13 protein-coding genes are annotated in these 17,081 nt (G+C 63.2%); 10 read left to right on the top strand and 3 right to left on the bottom strand.

From position 1 onward, the window contains the following. The first annotated feature begins 150 nt into the window (after positions 1-150). From PSH59_RS10260 to PSH59_RS10250, 3 genes are read left to right on the top strand one after another with little or no spacing between them, the layout of a single operon-like run. The gene (locus tag PSH59_RS10260; protein WP_248081489.1) at positions 151-609 is read left to right on the top strand and encodes a (2Fe-2S)-binding protein; all 459 of its coding nucleotides are present in this window, start codon (positions 151-153) and stop codon (positions 607-609) included. Further along, a complete protein-coding gene (locus PSH59_RS10255) occupies positions 609-2,840 on the top strand; it encodes a molybdopterin cofactor-binding domain-containing protein (protein WP_305394958.1) in 2,232 nt (743 codons plus the stop codon). The genes PSH59_RS10260 and PSH59_RS10255 overlap by 1 nt, the downstream gene beginning before the upstream one ends. A 16-nt stretch (positions 2,841-2,856) precedes the next feature. Next, positions 2,857-4,194 carry a cytochrome c gene (locus PSH59_RS10250; protein ID WP_305394957.1) on the top strand — a complete coding sequence of 446 codons (1,338 nt, stop codon included), beginning with the start codon at positions 2,857-2,859 and terminating at the stop codon, positions 4,192-4,194. A 3-nt stretch (positions 4,195-4,197) separates the two neighbouring features. Here PSH59_RS10250 and PSH59_RS10245 read toward each other — a convergent pair whose 3' ends face one another. Next, positions 4,198-4,767, bottom strand: a complete 570-nt coding sequence (locus PSH59_RS10245; RefSeq protein WP_305394956.1) for a TetR/AcrR family transcriptional regulator — start codon at positions 4,765-4,767, stop codon at positions 4,198-4,200. Positions 4,768-4,932: 165 nt separating this feature from the next. Between PSH59_RS10245 and PSH59_RS10240 the strand changes: the two genes are divergently transcribed. The 4 genes from PSH59_RS10240 (at position 4,933) to PSH59_RS10225 (ending at position 9,433) form a co-directional block, all read left to right on the top strand. Then, a complete protein-coding gene (locus PSH59_RS10240) occupies positions 4,933-5,721 on the top strand; it encodes an SDR family oxidoreductase (RefSeq protein WP_305394955.1) in 789 nt (262 codons plus the stop codon). A gap of 42 nt (positions 5,722-5,763) precedes the next feature. Further along, the gene (locus PSH59_RS10235; RefSeq protein WP_305394954.1) at positions 5,764-6,762 is read left to right on the top strand and encodes an NADP-dependent oxidoreductase; all 999 of its coding nucleotides are present in this window, start codon (positions 5,764-5,766) and stop codon (positions 6,760-6,762) included. Positions 6,763-6,900: 138 nt separating this feature from the next. Further along, positions 6,901-7,290 (top strand): DUF2946 family protein, encoded by a 390-nt coding sequence (locus PSH59_RS10230; protein ID WP_305394953.1) that lies wholly within the window; start codon positions 6,901-6,903, stop codon positions 7,288-7,290. An 85-nt stretch (positions 7,291-7,375) separates the two neighbouring features. Continuing rightward, positions 7,376-9,433, top strand: a complete 2,058-nt coding sequence (locus tag PSH59_RS10225) for a TonB-dependent receptor (RefSeq protein ID WP_305394952.1) — start codon at positions 7,376-7,378, stop codon at positions 9,431-9,433. Between the two features lie 90 nt (positions 9,434-9,523). Here PSH59_RS10225 and PSH59_RS10220 read toward each other — a convergent pair whose 3' ends face one another. Further along, a complete protein-coding gene (locus PSH59_RS10220; protein ID WP_305394951.1) occupies positions 9,524-10,807 on the bottom strand; it encodes a Zn-dependent hydrolase in 1,284 nt (427 codons plus the stop codon). A 24-nt stretch (positions 10,808-10,831) separates the two neighbouring features. Further along, positions 10,832-12,319, bottom strand: coding sequence for an NCS1 family nucleobase:cation symporter-1 (locus tag PSH59_RS10215; protein WP_305394950.1), 1,488 nt, complete (start codon positions 12,317-12,319; stop codon positions 10,832-10,834). A 590-nt stretch (positions 12,320-12,909) separates the two neighbouring features. On the opposite strand from PSH59_RS10215, the gene hydA reads away from it, so the two are divergent. The 3 genes from hydA (at position 12,910) to preA (ending at position 17,065) form a co-directional block, all read left to right on the top strand. After that, positions 12,910-14,349, top strand: coding sequence for a dihydropyrimidinase (hydA, locus tag PSH59_RS10210; protein WP_248081465.1), 1,440 nt, complete (start codon positions 12,910-12,912; stop codon positions 14,347-14,349). Positions 14,350-14,423: 74 nt separating this feature from the next. Further along, a complete protein-coding gene (locus tag PSH59_RS10205; RefSeq protein ID WP_305394949.1) occupies positions 14,424-15,791 on the top strand; it encodes an NAD(P)-dependent oxidoreductase in 1,368 nt (455 codons plus the stop codon). Beyond that, positions 15,791-17,065 carry an NAD-dependent dihydropyrimidine dehydrogenase subunit PreA gene (preA, locus tag PSH59_RS10200; RefSeq protein ID WP_248081459.1) on the top strand — a complete coding sequence of 425 codons (1,275 nt, stop codon included), beginning with the start codon at positions 15,791-15,793 and terminating at the stop codon, positions 17,063-17,065. The genes PSH59_RS10205 and preA overlap by 1 nt, the downstream gene beginning before the upstream one ends. The last annotated feature ends 16 nt before the right edge of the window (positions 17,066-17,081 follow it).

Here is a 17,081-nt window from a genome sequence, read left to right as displayed (position 1 = left end):
TGTCGAATCCTTGCCTGATCCTCTGGACTTGAGGCCAATCGGATAGATACCCCTTGCGCGGTGGTCTAGAGTTCGACGATGGGCGACCTGCGGTCGCACCCCCTATAAGAAACGTGCACCACCCACCGATGATCAGCAGGTAAGCCTCCCATGGAATTACGTATCAACAATAAGGCCTATCAGGTCGATGCCGACGCGGACACGCCCTTGCTGTGGGTGATTCGCGATGATCTGGGCCTGACCGGCACCAAGTACGGCTGTGGCCTGGCCCAGTGCGGCGCGTGTTCCGTGCTCGTGGACGGCAATGTGGTGCGTTCGTGCGTGACCCCGGTAGCCGGCGTGGTCGGGCGCGAAATCACCACCATTGAAGCCATCGAGGCCGATGAGGTGGGCAAACGCGTGGTCAGCGCCTGGGTCGAGCACCAAGTGGCGCAATGCGGTTATTGCCAGTCCGGGCAGGTGATGGCGGCCACCGCGCTGCTCAAGCACACCCCCGCCCCCACCAAGGACCAGATCGACGCGGCGATGGTCAACCTGTGCCGTTGCGGCACCTACAACGCCATCCATACCGCCATGTATGACCTGGCAGCCGGGAAGGAGACCGCCTGATGAACACGCCTGAACTCATCCCTGGCGTGCCGTTGGGCGAGCCGATCAACCTGTCCCGTCGACGTTTCCTGGCCAGCACCGCCGTGGGTGCGCTGGTCATCGGTTTTGGTCTGCCGCTCGGCTCCGGCCGGGTACAGGCGGCCACCACCGCAGAGCGCGGCACCCAAGTGCCGGCATTTTTGGAGATCCGCCCCGACGGCACCGTACGCCTGCTCAGCCCCTTCATGGAAGGCGGCCAGGGCACCCACACCGCCATGGCGCAGATCGTCGGCGAAGAGCTGGATGCCGACCCCGCCACGTTTATCGTCGAAGCCGCGCCGCCGGGTGATGCCTACGTGGTGATGGACAACGGCATGCGCATCACCGGCGGCAGCATGTCGGTGCGCATGAGCTACCCGACCATGCGCCGCCTGGGCGCCCTCGCCCGCGCCATGTTGCTGCAGGCCGGTGCCGAACAGCTCGGTGTGCCAGTGAGCGAACTGACCACCCAACCGGGTCGCGTGGTGCACACCGCGTCCGGGCGTTCCCTGGGGTATGGCGAGCTGGCCGGCCGCGCCCTGGACATGCCGGTGCCGGATGCCGCGAGCATTACCCTGCGCGACCCGAGCCAGTTCCGCTGGATCGGCAAGCCGGTCAAACGCGTGGACGCTTACGACAAATCCACCGGCAAGGCGCTGTACAGCATCGACCTGAAAGTCGACGACATGCTCCACGCCGCCGTGCAGCACGCGCCGCGCCTGGGCATGACCGTGGGCAGCCTGCGCAATCAGGCCCAGGTCGAAGCCATGAAAGGCGTGCATTCGGTGCATACATTGCCCGGCGCAGTGGCCGTGGTGGCCGAACGCTGGTGGCATGCCAAGCGCGCGGTAGAGGCGATCCAGGTCGACTGGCAGGAGCCCAGCGCCGATTCGAACGTACGCGTCATGCCCGCTGACTTTTCCAGCGATGGCTTTCGCGACTTTCTCGCGGCCCAGCAAGGCCCGGCCCGTGACGACGAAAACGAAGGCGATGTGGCGGCCGCGCTCAAAGGCGCCAAAACCCAGGTCGAAGCCAGCTACCACAACCAATACGTCAACCATGCACAACTGGAGCCGCCGTCGGCCCTGGCGCGCTTCAACCCTGACGGCACACTGGACATCTGGTTACCCAACCAGGCCCCGGACATGTTCCGCGCCGACATCGCCAAACGCACCGGCCTGGCCCTTGAGCGCATCAACCTGCACTCGCCGTTGCTCGGCGGTTTTTTCGGCCGGCATTTCCTGTACGACTCGGCCAGTCCGTACCCGCAGGCCATCGCGCTGGCCAAGGCAGTGGGGCGTCCGGTCAAGTTGATCTGGAGCCGTGAAGAAGAGTTCCTGCGCGACGTGCTGCGCCCGGTAGCCGTGGTGAAGTTCCGCGCGGCACTGGATGCCGACGGCCTGCCGGTGGCCATCGAAGCGGTGAGCGCCACCGAAGGCCCCACCGAAGCCATCGCCGGTAAACAGGGCGATAAAATCGACCCGACCGCCCTTGAAGGGTTGTCAGGCAAGAGCTACGCGATCCCCAACAAACGCATCGCGCAGATCTACGTCAAAGGCCCGGCCATGCTCGGTTACTGGCGTTCGGTGGGCAATTCGCTCAATGACTTTTTCTATGAAGCGTTCCTCGACGAGTTGGCGGACAAGGGCGGTCGCGATCCCTACGAGCTGCGCCTGCACCTGCTGCGCGACAACCCGCGCCTGAGCACCTTGCTCAAGGCGGTGGGCGAGTTGTCCGGCGGCTGGAAGCGTGGCCCCTATACCGCCGAAGACGGCACACGGCGCGCCCGGGGCGTGGCCATGGCCTCGCCGTTCGGCTCCCACGCGGCGGTGATCGCCGAAGTGTCGATTGAACACGGCCAGGTCAAGGTGCATCACATCTGGGAGGCCATCGACCCCGGCAGCATCGTCAACCCGGCGATTGTCGAGGCGCAGGTCAATGGCGCCGTGGCCTTGGGCTTATCGCAAACCTTGTTGGAAGAAGCGGTGTACGTGGACGGCAAACCACGGGCGCGCAACTACGACCTTTACCCGATCCTGCCGCCGTCACGCATGGCACAGGTGCACGTAAAAATCGTCGAGAGTGGCGAAAAAATGGGCGGTATTGGTGAGCCGCCGCTGCCCGCCGTGGCGCCGGCGGTGGTCAATGCGGTGGCGCAGTTGACCGGCCAGCGTATTCGTAGCCTGCCCCTGAGCCGACACACTTTCAGCTAACCGAGCGAGACCGCCCATGAACACCCGTCGATTCGCAAGAACCGCAGGCTGGCTCGCGCTGCCCTGCGTGGTCGCCGCAGGCCTGCTGGCCTGGTACGTCACCCGTCAACCCGGCACACCGTTCGAACAGCAACAGGCCGCTTTCGACCCGGCCCTGGTCAGTCGCGGCGAATACGTCGCGCGCCTCAGCGACTGCGTGGCCTGTCACAGCCTGCCAGGCAAGGCACCGTTTGCCGGCGGGCTGGAGATGGCCACGCCGCTGGGGGCGATCCACGCCACCAACGTCACCCCGGACCACAGCACCGGCATCGGCGCCTACAGCCTGGCCGACTTTGACCGCGCGGTGCGCCATGGCGTGGCACCGGGCGGACGCCGGCTCTACCCGGCCATGCCCTACCCGTCCTACGCCAAGCTCAGCGATGACGATATACGGGCGATGTACGCGTTTTTCATGAAAGGCGTGCAACCGGCCAACCAGCCCAACATCCCCAGCGACATCCCGTGGCCGTTGAATATGCGCTGGCCCATCGCGCTGTGGAACGGCGTGTTCGCGCCGACCACCACTTACGCCGCCGACCCCAACAGAGATGCGCTGTGGAACCGTGGTGCCTACATCGTCCAAGGCCCCGGCCACTGCGGCAGTTGCCATACGCCGCGCGGCCTGGCGTTCAACGAGAAAGCCCTGGATGAATCCGGCAAGCCGTTCCTCGCCGGCGCCCTGCTCGACGGTTGGTATGCACCCAGCCTGCGCCAGGACCCCAACACTGGCCTGGGTCGCTGGAGCGAGCCGGAGATTGCGCAGTTCCTCAAGACCGGGCGTAACAAACACGCGGTGGTCTACGGCTCGATGACCGAGGCGTTCAACAACTCCACCCAGTTCATGGCCGACGACGATCTGGCTGCCATCGCCCGCTACCTCAAGTCACTGCCCGGCGACCCGCAGCGTGACGGTACCCCCTGGCAATACGTGAGCGCCGAGGTGCGCCAGGACAGCCCCGGCGCCCACACCTACGCCACCCGCTGCGCCTCTTGCCATGGCGCGGACGGCAAGGGTCAGCCCGAATGGATGCCACCGCTGGCCGGCGCCACCTCGGCCCTGGCCAAGGAAACCGCGTCGGCGATCAACATCACCCTCAACGGCTCCCAGCGCGTGGTGGCGGCGGGTGTGCCCGACGCGTATCGCATGCCGGCGTTCCGTGAGCAACTGTCCGACCGGGAGATCGCCGAGGTGCTGACGTTTGTGCGCAGCACCTGGGGCAATCAAGCTGGCGCGGTGGACGCGAAGGCGGTGGGCACGTTGCGTGGGCACACCGACCCGGCCAGCAGCAGCCCGATCATCCTGCATATGCGCTGACCCCTAGCCGCGCAGGGCGGTCAGGATCTCTGCGCGGCACACGTCAAGGATTTCGTCGGCCAACGGCGAATCGTCCGGGCAGGCCCGCGACAGCATGATCGCGCCGACGGCATGCGCCAGGGTGTCGAGCATTTTGGCGCGCACGTCTTGCGCGGACTCATCGGCACTCGCCGGGCAGTTCGCCACAAGCTTGGCCAGCGTGCCTTCCACGCCGTCGGCAAAGGTCGCCTTCAACGCATCGGACTGGCGCGCCGCGTCGGCGCACAACGCGGCCAGGGTGCAACCGTTGCCCCTGTCGTCGCGGTGTTCCCTGGACACATACCGGGTGATGAACTGCTCCGCGTCGACCCCTTCGGCAAGCGTCTGGGAGTGCGCCAGGCTGTTTTGCGCCGCCTCCGCCATCAAATCCGCCTTGGACCCGAAGTGCTTGTAAAAGCCGCCCTGGGTGAAACCGGCGGTGGCCATCAGCTCGGCTACCCCCACCCCGTCATAGCCTCGCTCGCGAAACAGCTCGGCCGCCGTGTGCACGATATGCGCGCGGTTGGCAGCCGATTGCGCCTTGGTGATTTTCATGGACTGTCCCTCTGCCGCTTGAAACAAAGGCCTGAGCATACTCTGATTACGATCATAATCATAACCGTTGACAGTTTTGATTATGACCGACATCATAAAACCGTCGACGCAAATCATTTGCCGGCACGGCGCAGATCGCCCGCATCCCTAACGAGGTTTACTTCTATGAGCAGCTCCAAGACCGTTCTTATCACTGGTGCCTCCACCGGCATCGGCGCCACCTACGCCGCGCGGTTTGCCCAGCGTGGCCACAACCTGGTGCTGGTGGCTCGCGACAAAGGTCGGCTCGACGCATTGGCCACCCGGTTACGCGAGCAACACAACGTCAACGTCGATGTGATCCAGGCCGACCTGACCCAAACCCGCGACCTGAACACCGTGGAAACCCGCCTGCGCGATGACGCCGCCATCGGCATCCTGATCAACAACGCAGGCGCCGCGCAGTCCGGCAGCTTTGTCGAGCAATCCACCGACAGCGTGGCGCAGTTGGTCGCGCTCAACACCACCGCCCTGGTGCGCCTGGCCAGCGCCATTGCCCCACGTCTGGCCCAGGCCGGCGACGGCGCGATTATCAACATCGGCTCGGTGGTGGGCCTGGCGCCGGAGTTCGGCATGACCGTCTACGGCGCGACCAAGGCATTTGTGCTGTTCCTGTCCCAGGGCTTGAGCCTGGAACTGGCGCCCAAAGGCGTCTATGTGCAAGCCGTGCTGCCGGCCGCCACGCGCACCGAGATCTGGGACCGCGCGGGCATCGACATCAATACCCTCAGTGACGTCATGGAAGTGGGCGACCTGGTCGACGCGGCACTGGTCGGCTTCGACCGTCGCGAGCCGGTGACCATTCCACCACTGCAGGACGGCGCCCGTTGGGATGCCCTGCAGGGCGCGCGCCAGGGCCTGCTTTCGCAGATCAAGCAATCCGACGTGGCCGAGCGTTATCTGGTCAACGTGTAATCCCCACCGCCCTCACCGCGACGTCCTGAGAGTTGAATCACCATGAAGGCATTTTTGATCGACCGTTACGGCAAGCACCCCGGACGCATTGGCGAGGTTCCCGCGCCGTTGGTGGGTGAGCGTGATGTACTGGTCCAGGTGCAGGCCGCCAGCGTCAACCTGCTCGATGCGAAAATCCGCAGCGGCGCGTTCAAGCTGATCTTGCCGTACACCTTCCCACTGGTATTGGGCAATGACCTGGCCGGCGTGGTGGTACAGGTGGGCGCTGCGGTAAGCGGCTTCAAACCCGGTGACGAGGTGTACGCCCGCGTGCCCGATAACCGCATCGGCACTTTCGCCGAGCGGATCGCGGTGCGGGAAGACGCGCTGGCGTTGAAACCCGAGAACCTCAGCCAGGAACAAGCCGCCGCCCTGCCCTTGGTCGCACTGACGGCCTGGCAGGTGCTGGTGGACACCGCCAAGCTGAAAAAAGGCCAGAAGGTGTTTATCCAGGCCGGCTCCGGTGGCGTCGGCAGCATCGCTATCCAGCTTGCCAAACACCTGGGGGCTTTCGTCGCCACCAGCACCAGCACCGCCAATGTGCAATGGGTCAAGGCGTTGGGCGCGGACGTGGTCATCGACTACACACAGCAGGACGTCTACCGCGTTCTGCAGGACTACGACGTGGTCCTGAACAGCCTGGGCGCCGATGAACTGGAAAAATCCCTGGGCATTCTCAAACCGGGGGGCCGCCTCATTTCCATCTCGGGCCCACCGACGCCGCAGTTTGCCCACACGCAAAAGCTGCCTTGGGTGCTCGGCATGCTCATGCGCCTGCTGAGCAGTGGAATCCGCCGCAAGGCGCGTAGAAAATCGGTCGAGTATGACTTCGTGTTCATGCGTGACAGCGGTGCTCAACTGAGCCAGATCAAAACGCTGGTGGAAGCCGGCGTCATCACCCCGGTAATCGACCGCGTGTTTGCCTTCGACGCGACCGCCGATGCGTTGAGCTATGTCGAACAGGGGCGATCGAAGGGCAAGGTGATCGTCCGGCTGAGCTGATCACGTCTCACGTTGCGAGGTTTATTCGGATAGCGGGCCACGCCCATTCAGCGCTGCGGCGAAATGGCGCACACCGGCGGTTTTACTCCGCGCCCCGATTGCGGCTAAATGTGCGCCCCCTTCGCGTCGGCGTCCGTCATGGCTTCGTTCAAACGCATCAGCCCCTGGGTCGCCTGCCTGGCCCTGCTGCTGAACATGCTGGCAATGCCGCTGAGCCGCGCCATGCAGACGCCGGACATCAGCTTGATGCTGTGGGGCGGCTTTTGCTCCGGGGGCACGTCACAGACACTGCCGCCCGGCTTCGACAAGCTGATCGACCCGCTCAAATCCGGCCCGTCCAGCTCCGCGATGAAACATGGCGATTGCTGCTGCGGCCATGGGGGGCTGGCGGCGCTGCCGTCCGACCATTACCGGCACTTCCTGCCGCGCTACACCGCCGATACCGCCTTCGACAACCCTGTGTTGCCCACGCTGCACCCCAGGGTTCGCTGGCCCAGCCTCAGCCCGCGCGCCTCCCCTGTCGCCTGATCGCCTCTAAACCCTGTGTTTTCGCCATTCCGTCGAGGATGGCTAAACGTCGTTGAAGTTTTTTGGTCATCAGGAAACGTGTCCTATGCCTGCTCCATTTACGCTGCCTCGCGCAAAGCGCGCGGCTGTGTCCTGCTCATTGTTATCGCTGCTGTGGGTGTTCAACCCGCTGGCCCATGGGGCCGAAGACTCGGCCCTGACCCTCGGTACCGTGTCCGTCAGCGGCAGCTCCGACGCCAGCGGCCCCTTGAGCACCAGCGCCGTGCTCAGTTCGGTGGATATCCTTGGTGCCGACATCCTCGAAAAGATGCCGGTCAACTACAGCTGGGAGCTGTTCAGCCGTGCGCCGGGGGTAATGCTCACCGAGTTCAACCAAGGCACCACCTCCGGCAAGATCTCCTTTCGCGGCTTCAACGGCGAAGGCGAAGTCAATGCGGTGAAACTGCTGATCGACGGCATCCCCAGCAACAGCAACGACGGCAACATGCCGTTCATGGACATGATTTTCCCCCTGGAACTGGACAGCATCGAAGTGGTGCGCGGCACCAGCGATGCGCGCTACGGCCTGAACAATATCGCCGGCAACGTCAATATGCTCACGCGCACCGGCGGCGAGTACACCAAGGCGCGGGTGCGTTACGGCAGCTACAGCACTCAGGAGACGCAACTGGCCAAAGGCATCGAGGGCAGCAACTGGACGCAGAACTACTTCTTCGCTTACCAGAAGTCCGACGGCTACCGCGATCACGCCACGGCTGACAAATTCTCGATGTCCGGCAAGTGGTTCTACACCCCGGACGACAATCGCTACCGCATCGGCCTGATCGCCCGCCACTACGAAACCGAGGCTCAGGAGCCCGGCTACCTGAGTGAAGACGACGCACGCCACCACCCCACCCTGACCAACCGCTACAACGCCACCGACAAAGGCACGCGGCGCATGAATCAGGTCAGCCTACACCTGGACACCGACGTGACCGAGACCCTGGCGTGGTCGGCCAAAACCTACGTCAACACCTTCGACGATCGCCGCTGGACCCAGTACTGGCGCACCAGCGCCCAGCAGGAACGCGATGCCTATGAAACCCAGTACGGCGCCCTCACCTCCCTGACCTGGCGCCCGCAAGTCAGCTGGCTGTATGACTTCGCCCTGGAAGGCGGCACGGACATGCAGCAGCAGCAAAACAACAGCGAGCGTTACCGCACGCAGCAGCGCGCGCGCCTGGCGCAAACCCGCGACCAGCGCTTTGACTTCGACACGTACGGCGCCTACGTCCAGGCCGAAATCAAACCGTTTGAAACCTTGAAGATCATCCCGGCGTACCGGGTGGACAAAATCCAGGGCGACTTCACCAACCAAATGACCGGCCAGGATTACGCCATCAACGACTATGGGCTGATCAAACAACCCAAGCTCAGCGTGGTGTATTCACCCTGGACGGTCGCCAGTGTCTATGCCAACTGGGGCCGCACCTTTCAGGTTGGCACAGGCGCTGCGGCCTATAAGGTTCCACCCCGGGACACCGACCTGGCCCCCTCACTCAACGAAGGCTGGGAAACCGGCATCAAGTTCACCCCCGCCGAGTGGCTCGACGGCCGGGTGGCCTACTGGCAACAGGAAGCCAGCGGCGAAGTCAGCCGTCGACTCAACGACCCGAGCGGCGAGTCGGATAACGTCGGCCAGACCCGGCGCTGGGGCTATGACGCACAACTGAACCTGCACCCCAATGAACGCACCGAGATCTGGATGGCCTACGCCTGGCAATACTCGAAAATCCTCGCGCCCAGCTCAACCCTGCCCAACAGCAAAGGCCAGGAAATCGACCACATTCCCCATCACCTCTACAACGCCGGCGTGAGCTACCAGGCCACGCCCGCCCTGCAAGTGACGGCCTGGATGAACGGCCAGACGAACTACTACCTGGAGCGCGAGAACACCAAGGGCACTTACGGCGGCTACGTGTTGATGAACCTCGGCGCGACGTATCAAGTGACCGAGTCCGTCAGTGTCGACGTGCAACTGAAGAACCTCACCAACCGCTACTACGAGTACGTCTGGTACGACCCGGACGGTGCCAAGGCCTCGTTGCATGCACCGGGTGATGGTCGAGCGTTGTATACGGGGGTGACGCTGGATTTCTAAGCCCGATAGCCGCTCAAGCGCAAGGGCTTGAGCGGCACCACGACCAAATGACAATCCTCACGCTATACACACCAGCGCATCGAGCAACACTCAGGCTGCACGTGCTCTGCCGGCAACGGCTGCCGACGCGGCCACCATCGCCCGCAACAACACGGCACACCCCGCCGCCAGGTCATCCGGGGCGGCGTTTTCGATTTCGTTGTGGCTGATGCCGCCTTCGCAGGGCACGAAAATCATCCCCGCCGGGCCCAGCTCAGCGACGAAGATCGCGTCGTGCCCCGCCCCGCTGACGATATCCATGTTCGACAGGCCCAAACCATTCGCCGCGTCGCGCACCGACTCCACACAGACTTTGTCGAAATACAGCGGCGGAAAATCAGCAGTGGGTTGCATCTCAACGCTCAAGCCATGCTTGGCGCAGGTGTCATCGATCACCTTTCGCACCTGGGCGATCATCGAATCCAAGCGAGCCGGCTCCAAATGACGGAAATCCAGCGTCATGCGCACCTCGCCTGGAATGACGTTGCGCGAACCGGGATACGCCTGCAGGCAACCGACCGTGCCACACGCATGGGGTTGATGCCCCAACGCCGCCGCATTCACCGCCGCCACCACCGCCGCCGCGCCCACCAGGGCGTCCTTGCGCAGGTGCATCGGCGTGGGCCCGGCATGGGCTTCGACGCCGCGCAGGGTCAGGTCGAACCATTTTTGCCCCAGGGCGCCGAGGACCACGCCGATGGTTTTCTTCTCATCCTCAAGAATCGGGCCTTGCTCGATGTGTGCCTCGAAATAGGCGCCGACCTTGTGCCCGCTCTCGGCACGGGTGCCCGCGTACCCAATGGCATTGAGTGCTTCACCAACGCTGACGCCATCGGCATCGACCTTGGCCAGGGTATCGGCCAGGGTGAATTTCTCGGCGAACACCCCTGAGCCCATCATGCAGGGCGGAAAACGCGAGCCCTCTTCGTTGGTCCACACCACCACCTCCAACGGCGCCTCGGTTTCGATGTTCAAGTCATTGAGTGTGCGCAGCACCTCCACACCGGCCAATACGCCGAAGCAACCGTCGAACTTGCCGCCCGTGGGCTGAGTGTCGATATGGCTGCCGGTCATCACCGGCGGCAGGTCGGGGTTGCGCCCTGGGCGGCGCGCGAAGATGTTGCCAATGCCGTCGACGGTCACGCTGCAGCCGGCGGCCTCGCACCATTGCACAAACAGGTCACGCGCCTTGCGGTCGAGGTCGGTAAGGGCCAGGCGGCACACACCGCCCTTGGGCGTGGCGCCGAGTTTGGCCAGGTCCATCAGCGACTGCCACAGGCGGTCGCGGTTGATGTGCTGATGGGTCGATTGCAGAACGTCGAGGGCAGCGTTCATGGAGTTCTCCTCAGGCAATGTTTCTTATGAATTGACTTTGACGACCACCGGGCTGGCCCCGTGCCTGGCGCTCAGGCCGTAATAAAGCACGCCACCCAGGGCCGAACCGGTAAACCAGCCATAGCTGTAGAACCAGCTGAACGCATCACTGCCCAGGGACAACAAGGTCAGCACCACCGGCACACCGAAGGCAAGAAACCCCGTCCAGTTCCATGCCGGGTACACGTCATCGCGGTACAGACCGGCGAGGTCCAGTTGCTGTTTGCGGGTGATGAAGTAGTCCACCACCATGATCCCGGCGATGGGCCCCAGCAGGCTTGAATAGCCCAGCAGCCAGTTGGAATACACCGTTTCCAGGCTCACGTCCGAGACGATCAGCCCAAGTTTTTTCAGCAACTCGTGCCCCATCAACAGCAGCCCCACAAGGCCGGTGAGGATCACTGCGGTGGTGCGGTTGATCAGCTTGGGCGCAATGTTCTGGAAATCGTTGGTGGGCGAGACGATGTTCGCCGCCGTATTGGTCGACAGGGTGGCGATGATGATCAGCGCCATGGCGACGGCCACCCACACCGGGCTCTGGATATGGCCGATCAGAGTCACCGGGTCGGACACACTCACGCCCACCAGTTTCACCGACGCGGCGGTCATGATCACGCCGAGGGCGGCGAACAGGAACATGGTCAGCGGCAGGCCGAAAATCTGCCCGAGAATCTGATCCTTCTGGCTTTTGGCGTAACGGCTGAAGTCAGGAATGTTCAGCGACAATGTGGCCCAGAACCCCACCATCGCCGTGAGGCCGGCCATGAAGTAGCCGGTGAGGCTCGCACCTTCGGGACGCTTGGGCGGGATCGCCATCAGTTCGCTGATCGACACATTGGGCATCGCCCACACCAGCAGACCGATCCCGACCGCCACCAGCAACGGTGCCGACAGGGTTTCCAGGCGCTTGATCGACTCGGCACCCCGCAACACCACCCACAGATTGAGGGTCCAGAACAGCATGAACCCGATGACTTCACCGGTGCCGCCGAGGGCCTTCCACCCTTCAAAAATCGAGCCCAGGAACAGGTGAATCGCCAGCCCGCCAAACATCGTCTGAATACCAAACCAGCCGCACGCCACCAGAGCGCGAATCAGGCACGGTACGTTGGAGCCAAGAATGCCGAACGACGAACGCAGCAACACCGGAAACGGAATACCGTACTTGGTGCCGGGGAAAGCGTTGAGGGTCAACGGGATCAGCACCACGATATTGGCCAGCAGAATCGCCACCAGCGCTTCGCCCACCGACAATCCAAAGTAGGCGGTCAGCACCCCGCCCAGCGTGTAGGTGGGCACGCAAATCGACATGCCGACCCACAGTGCGGTGATATGCCATTTGTTCCAGGTCCGTTCATGCACCTTGGTCGGTGCCATGTCGTGGTTGTAGCGAGGGCTGTCGAGGACGTCGGGGCCGGCGTCGAGTTCGTACAGGCCGTTGCGTTCAATGACTTGCGATCTGTTCTGTTGCATGGCCGCTCCACGGTTTTTCGAGTTATTTTTGCTCACCTGCAGGGTTGATGCAGGTGGCCGGAGTACCTCGTAAACAACATGACATCACGGGCCCGGCCAGCCGTCACTGCACTCAATAACCGTGCCGAAAACTGCCGCCACACCCAAACCGCTTATATAACGTGCTGATGTTAATCAGCTTTCCGACTGACCCTGCGGTACTTGCCACGCGACTCAGGCTGGATAACGCGGAAGTTGCCCGAACTGTCAGGACTCAATCTGGTGCAACACCATTATTTTTATTTAGCCGGCGCGTCAAGGGGCATATCTCAAGCGCCTGATTTGCAATAAGAAATGTTGCTCATATTGGGAACCTGTCAAGTGCGTCAAAATGGTGAGCGCTCGCTACATTTTGGTGATTTTTATGTTTTATCCTTATAAATCAATAAGATATAAACACTATAAGCTTATAAAAAATCTACTTGCCCAATCGAAAAACTCGGGCTAGTTTCTATTCCTGTCACCGATGACAGGAATTAACCACGCCTCGGTGAGCCGCATTACAACACTTAGAACTGGCACCAGCCGGTCAAGCCTGTGAGGAACTCGACATGTCGCTGTTGATCCGTGGCGCCACCGTTATTACCCATGATGAAAGTTACCTGGCCGATGTGTTTTGCGCAGACGGTCTGATCCGCGCTATTGGCACCGACCTGGATATTCCCGCCGGTACCGAGATACTCGATGGCAGCGGCCAATACCTGATGCCCGGCGGCATCGACCCCCATACCCACATGCAATTGCCCTTCATGGGCACCGTGGCCAGTGAAGACTTTTTCAGTGGCACGGCGGCGGGCTTGGCGGGCGGCACCACGTCGATCATCGACTTTGTGATTCCCAACCCGCAGCAGTCGTTGATGGAAGCGTTCCACCAGTGGCGTGGCTGGGCCGAAAAATCGGCGTCCGACTATGGTTTTCACGTGGCGATCACCTGGTGGAGCGAGCAGGTGCGCGAGGAAATGGCCGAGCTGGTCAGCCATCACGGCATCAACAGCTTCAAGCATTTCATGGCCTACAAGAACGCGATCATGGCGGCGGACGACACCCTGGTCGCCAGCTTCGAGCGCTGCCTGGAACTGGGCGCGGTGCCCACCGTGCATGCGGAAAACGGCGAGTTGGTGTACCACTTGCAGCGCAAACTCATGGCCCAGGGCCTCACCGGGCCGGAAGCGCACCCGCTGTCACGCCCCTCCCAAGTGGAAGGTGAAGCGGCCAGCCGCGCGATCCGTATCGCCGAAACCATCGGCACGCCGTTGTACCTGGTGCACGTGTCTACCAAAGAGGCGCTGGATGAAATCACCTATGCCCGCGGCAAAGGCCAGCCGGTGTACGGCGAAGTGCTCGCCGGTCATCTGTTGCTCGACGACAGCGTTTATCAACACCCGGACTGGCAGACCGCCGCCGGCTACGTGATGAGCCCGCCGTTTCGCCCGCTTGGCCACCAGCAAGCCCTGTGGCACGGCCTGCAATCGGGCAACCTGCACACCACCGCCACCGACCACTGCTGCTTCTGCGCCGATCAAAAAGCCGCCGGCCGTGACGACTTCAGCAAGATCCCCAACGGCACCGCCGGGATCGAAGACCGTATGGCGCTGTTGTGGCACGAAGGCGTCAACAGTGGGCGCCTGTCGATGCAGGCATTCGTCGCGCTGACCTCCACCAACACCGCCAAAATTTTCAACCTCTACCCACGCAAAGGCGCGATCCGCGTCGGTGCCGACGCCGACTTGGTGCTGTGGGACCCGCAGGGTACGCGGACCATTTCCGCGGCGACGCACCACCAGCAGGTCGACTTCAACATCTTCGAAGGCAAGACCGTACGTGGCGTGCCGAGCCATACCATCAGCCAGGGCAAGCTGGTCTGGGCCGATGGCGACCTGCGCGCCGAGCGCGGTGCAGGGCGCTATGTGCAGCGGCCGGCGTACCCGTCGGTGTTTGAGCAGTTGAGCAAGCGGGCCGAGCATTCCCGGCCGGTTGCTGTGAAGCGCTGAAGCAGCCGAAGAGGCCAGCCCAGGCCACAAAAAACCAATGCCCGCCAGAGGCAAAAAACCGTGAGGCCACCACCGTGATCCAGACCCTGACCCACCTCCCCCATCCGCGCGAGGATGGCGCCACCCTCGCCAGCCATTTCACCGACCTGGCGCCGCCCCTCAACGCTCGCCAGGCCATACTGGAAGCCTCGCGCTGCCTGTATTGCTACGACGCGCCGTGTGTGAACGCGTGCCCCAGCGAGATCGATATCCCGTCGTTCATCCGCAATATCCACACCGAAAACGTGCAAGGCGCGGCGCAAAAAATCCTTTCGGCCAACATCCTCGGCGGCAGTTGCGCGCGGGTCTGCCCCACAGAAATCCTTTGCCAGCAGGCGTGCGTGCGCAACAACGCCGAAGAGTGCGCGCCAGTGCTGATCGGCCTGCTGCAACGCTACGCCGTGGACAATGCGCACTTCACTGAACACCCGTTCCAGCGTGCCGCGCCGACCGGCAAACGCATCGCGGTCGTGGGCGCCGGGCCTGCGGGTTTGGCCTGCGCCCATAGGAGCGCGCTGCACGGCCACGACGTGGTGATCTTCGAAGCGCGGGAAAAGGCTGGCGGTCTCAATGAATACGGGATCGCCAAGTACAAACTGGTGGATGACTTCGCCCAGAAGGAGCTGGATTTCCTCCTGCAAATCGGTGGCATCGAGATCCGTCACGGCCAGCGCCTGGGTGACAACCTCACCCTGAGCGAGCTGCACCAGCAATTCGATGCGGTATTCCTTGGCCTCGGCCTCGCCGCGAGCAAACAGCTGGGGCTGCCCCACGAAGATGCCCCCGGCCTGCTCGCCGCCACCGACTACATCCGCGAACTGCGCCAGGCCGAGGACTTGACCCAACTGCCGCTGGCCGACCGCTGCATCGTGCTCGGCGCGGGCAATACCGCCATCGACATGGCTGTGCAAATGGCCCGTCTCGGCGCGCGTGACGTGAACCTGGTGTACCGCCGCGGCCTGGCGGACATGGGCGCCACCCAGCATGAACAGGACATCGCCAAGGCCAATCAGGTGCGCCTGCTGACGTGGGCACAACCGGAGGCCGTCCTGCTTGACGACCAAGGTCACGTGCGCGGCATGCGCTTTGCCCGCACCCATCTGCAAAATGGCCGCCTGCTGCCCACCGGCGAAACGTTCGAACTGGCCGCCGATGCGATCTTCAAGGCCATCGGCCAAGGCTTTGACGGCGCGGCGCTGCACGACCCTCTGGCCGCGCAACTGGCGCGCGTGGGCGAGCGGATTTTCGTCGACGAACAGCTGCGCACCAGCATTCCCGGGGTCTACGCCGGCGGTGATTGCGTCAGCCTCGGCCAGGACCTCACCGTGCAAGCGGTGCAACACGGCAAGCTGGCGGCCGAAGCCATGCACGCCCAACTCATGCTGAATGTGGAGGCTGCGTAATGGCCGATCTCTCGATTGTCTTCGCCGGTATCAAAGCCCCCAACCCTTTCTGGCTGGCCTCCGCGCCCCCCACCGACAAGGCCTACAACGTGGTCCGCGCGTTTGAAGCCGGCTGGGGCGGCGTGGTGTGGAAGACCCTGGGTGAAGACCCGGCGGCGGTCAACGTGTCATCGCGTTACTCGGCGCACTACGGCGCCAACCGCGAAGTGCTGGGCATCAACAACATTGAGCTGATCACCGACCGCTCCCTGGAGATCAACCTGCGGGAAATCACCCAGGTCAAAAAGGACTGGCCCGACCGTGCGCTGATCGTGTCGCTGATGGTGCCGTGCGTGGAGGACGCCTGGAAAAACATTCTGCCCCTGGTCGAGGCTACCGGCTGCGACGGCATCGAGCTCAACTTCGGCTGCCCCCACGGCATGCCCGAGCGCGGCATGGGGGCGGCGGTGGGCCAGGTGCCGGAGTATGTGGAACAGGTGACGCGCTGGTGCAAGACCTATTGCTCGCTGCCGGTGATCGTCAAGCTCACGCCGAACATCACCGACATCCGCGTGGCGGCACGCGCGGCGTATCGCGGCGGTGCGGATGCGGTGTCGCTGATCAACACCATCAACTCCATCACCAGCGTGGACCTGGAGCGCATGGTCGCCCTGCCCACGGTCGGCAGCCAAAGCACCCACGGTGGTTACTGCGGCTCGGCGGTCAAGCCGATTGCGTTGAATATGGTCGCGGAAATTGCCCGCGACCCGCAGACCCACGGCCTACCGATCTGCGGCATCGGCGGCATCGGCAACTGGCGCGACGCTGCGGAATTCGTCGCCCTGGGCTGCGGTGCGGTGCAGGTGTGTACGGCAGCGATGCTGCATGGGTTTCGCATCGTAGAAGAAATGAAGGACGGGCTGTCGCGCTGGATGGACAGTCAGGGTTACACCAGCCTGCAGGACTTTTCCGGGCGCGCGGTGGGCAACACCACGGACTGGAAATACCTGGACATCAACTACCAGGTGATCGCCAGGATCGATCAAGCGGCGTGCATTGGCTGTGGCCGTTGCCATATCGCCTGTGAGGACACCTCGCACCAGGCCATCGCCAGCTTGAAGCAGGCGGACGGCACGCATAAGTACGAGGTGATCGATGACGAGTGCGTGGGCTGCAACCTGTGTCAGATCACCTGCCCGGTGGCCGATTGCATCGAGATGGTGCCCATTGATACAGGCAAGCCGTTTTTGAATTGGACGCAGGATCCGCGCAACCCCTACCGGGAGGCGGTGTAGGTCGGCAGACCGCGAG

The sequence above is a fragment of the Pseudomonas sp. FP2309 genome, from assembly GCF_030687575.1.
GTDB lineage: Bacteria > Pseudomonadota > Gammaproteobacteria > Pseudomonadales > Pseudomonadaceae > Aquipseudomonas.
This window is presented reverse-complemented; position numbering and strand designations above follow the sequence as displayed.

Bases quoted from the DNA above. Each gene is read 5' to 3' on its own strand.
- PSH59_RS10260 (WP_248081489.1), top strand. From the start codon at position 151: ATGGAATTACGTATCAACAATAAGGCCTATCAGGTCGATGCCGACGCG.
- PSH59_RS10255 (WP_305394958.1), top strand. From the start codon at position 609: ATGAACACGCCTGAACTCATCCCTGGCGTGCCGTTGGGCGAGCCGATC.
- PSH59_RS10250 (WP_305394957.1), top strand. From the start codon at position 2,857: ATGAACACCCGTCGATTCGCAAGAACCGCAGGCTGGCTCGCGCTGCCC.
- PSH59_RS10245 (WP_305394956.1), bottom strand. From the start codon at position 4,767: ATGAAAATCACCAAGGCGCAATCGGCTGCCAACCGCGCGCATATCGTG.
- PSH59_RS10240 (WP_305394955.1), top strand. From the start codon at position 4,933: ATGAGCAGCTCCAAGACCGTTCTTATCACTGGTGCCTCCACCGGCATC.
- PSH59_RS10235 (WP_305394954.1), top strand. From the start codon at position 5,764: ATGAAGGCATTTTTGATCGACCGTTACGGCAAGCACCCCGGACGCATT.
- PSH59_RS10230 (WP_305394953.1), top strand. From the start codon at position 6,901: ATGGCTTCGTTCAAACGCATCAGCCCCTGGGTCGCCTGCCTGGCCCTG.
- PSH59_RS10225 (WP_305394952.1), top strand. From the start codon at position 7,376: ATGCCTGCTCCATTTACGCTGCCTCGCGCAAAGCGCGCGGCTGTGTCC.
- PSH59_RS10220 (WP_305394951.1), bottom strand. From the start codon at position 10,807: ATGAACGCTGCCCTCGACGTTCTGCAATCGACCCATCAGCACATCAAC.
- PSH59_RS10215 (WP_305394950.1), bottom strand. From the start codon at position 12,319: ATGCAACAGAACAGATCGCAAGTCATTGAACGCAACGGCCTGTACGAA.
- hydA (WP_248081465.1), top strand. From the start codon at position 12,910: ATGTCGCTGTTGATCCGTGGCGCCACCGTTATTACCCATGATGAAAGT.
- preA (WP_248081459.1), top strand. From the start codon at position 15,791: ATGGCCGATCTCTCGATTGTCTTCGCCGGTATCAAAGCCCCCAACCCT.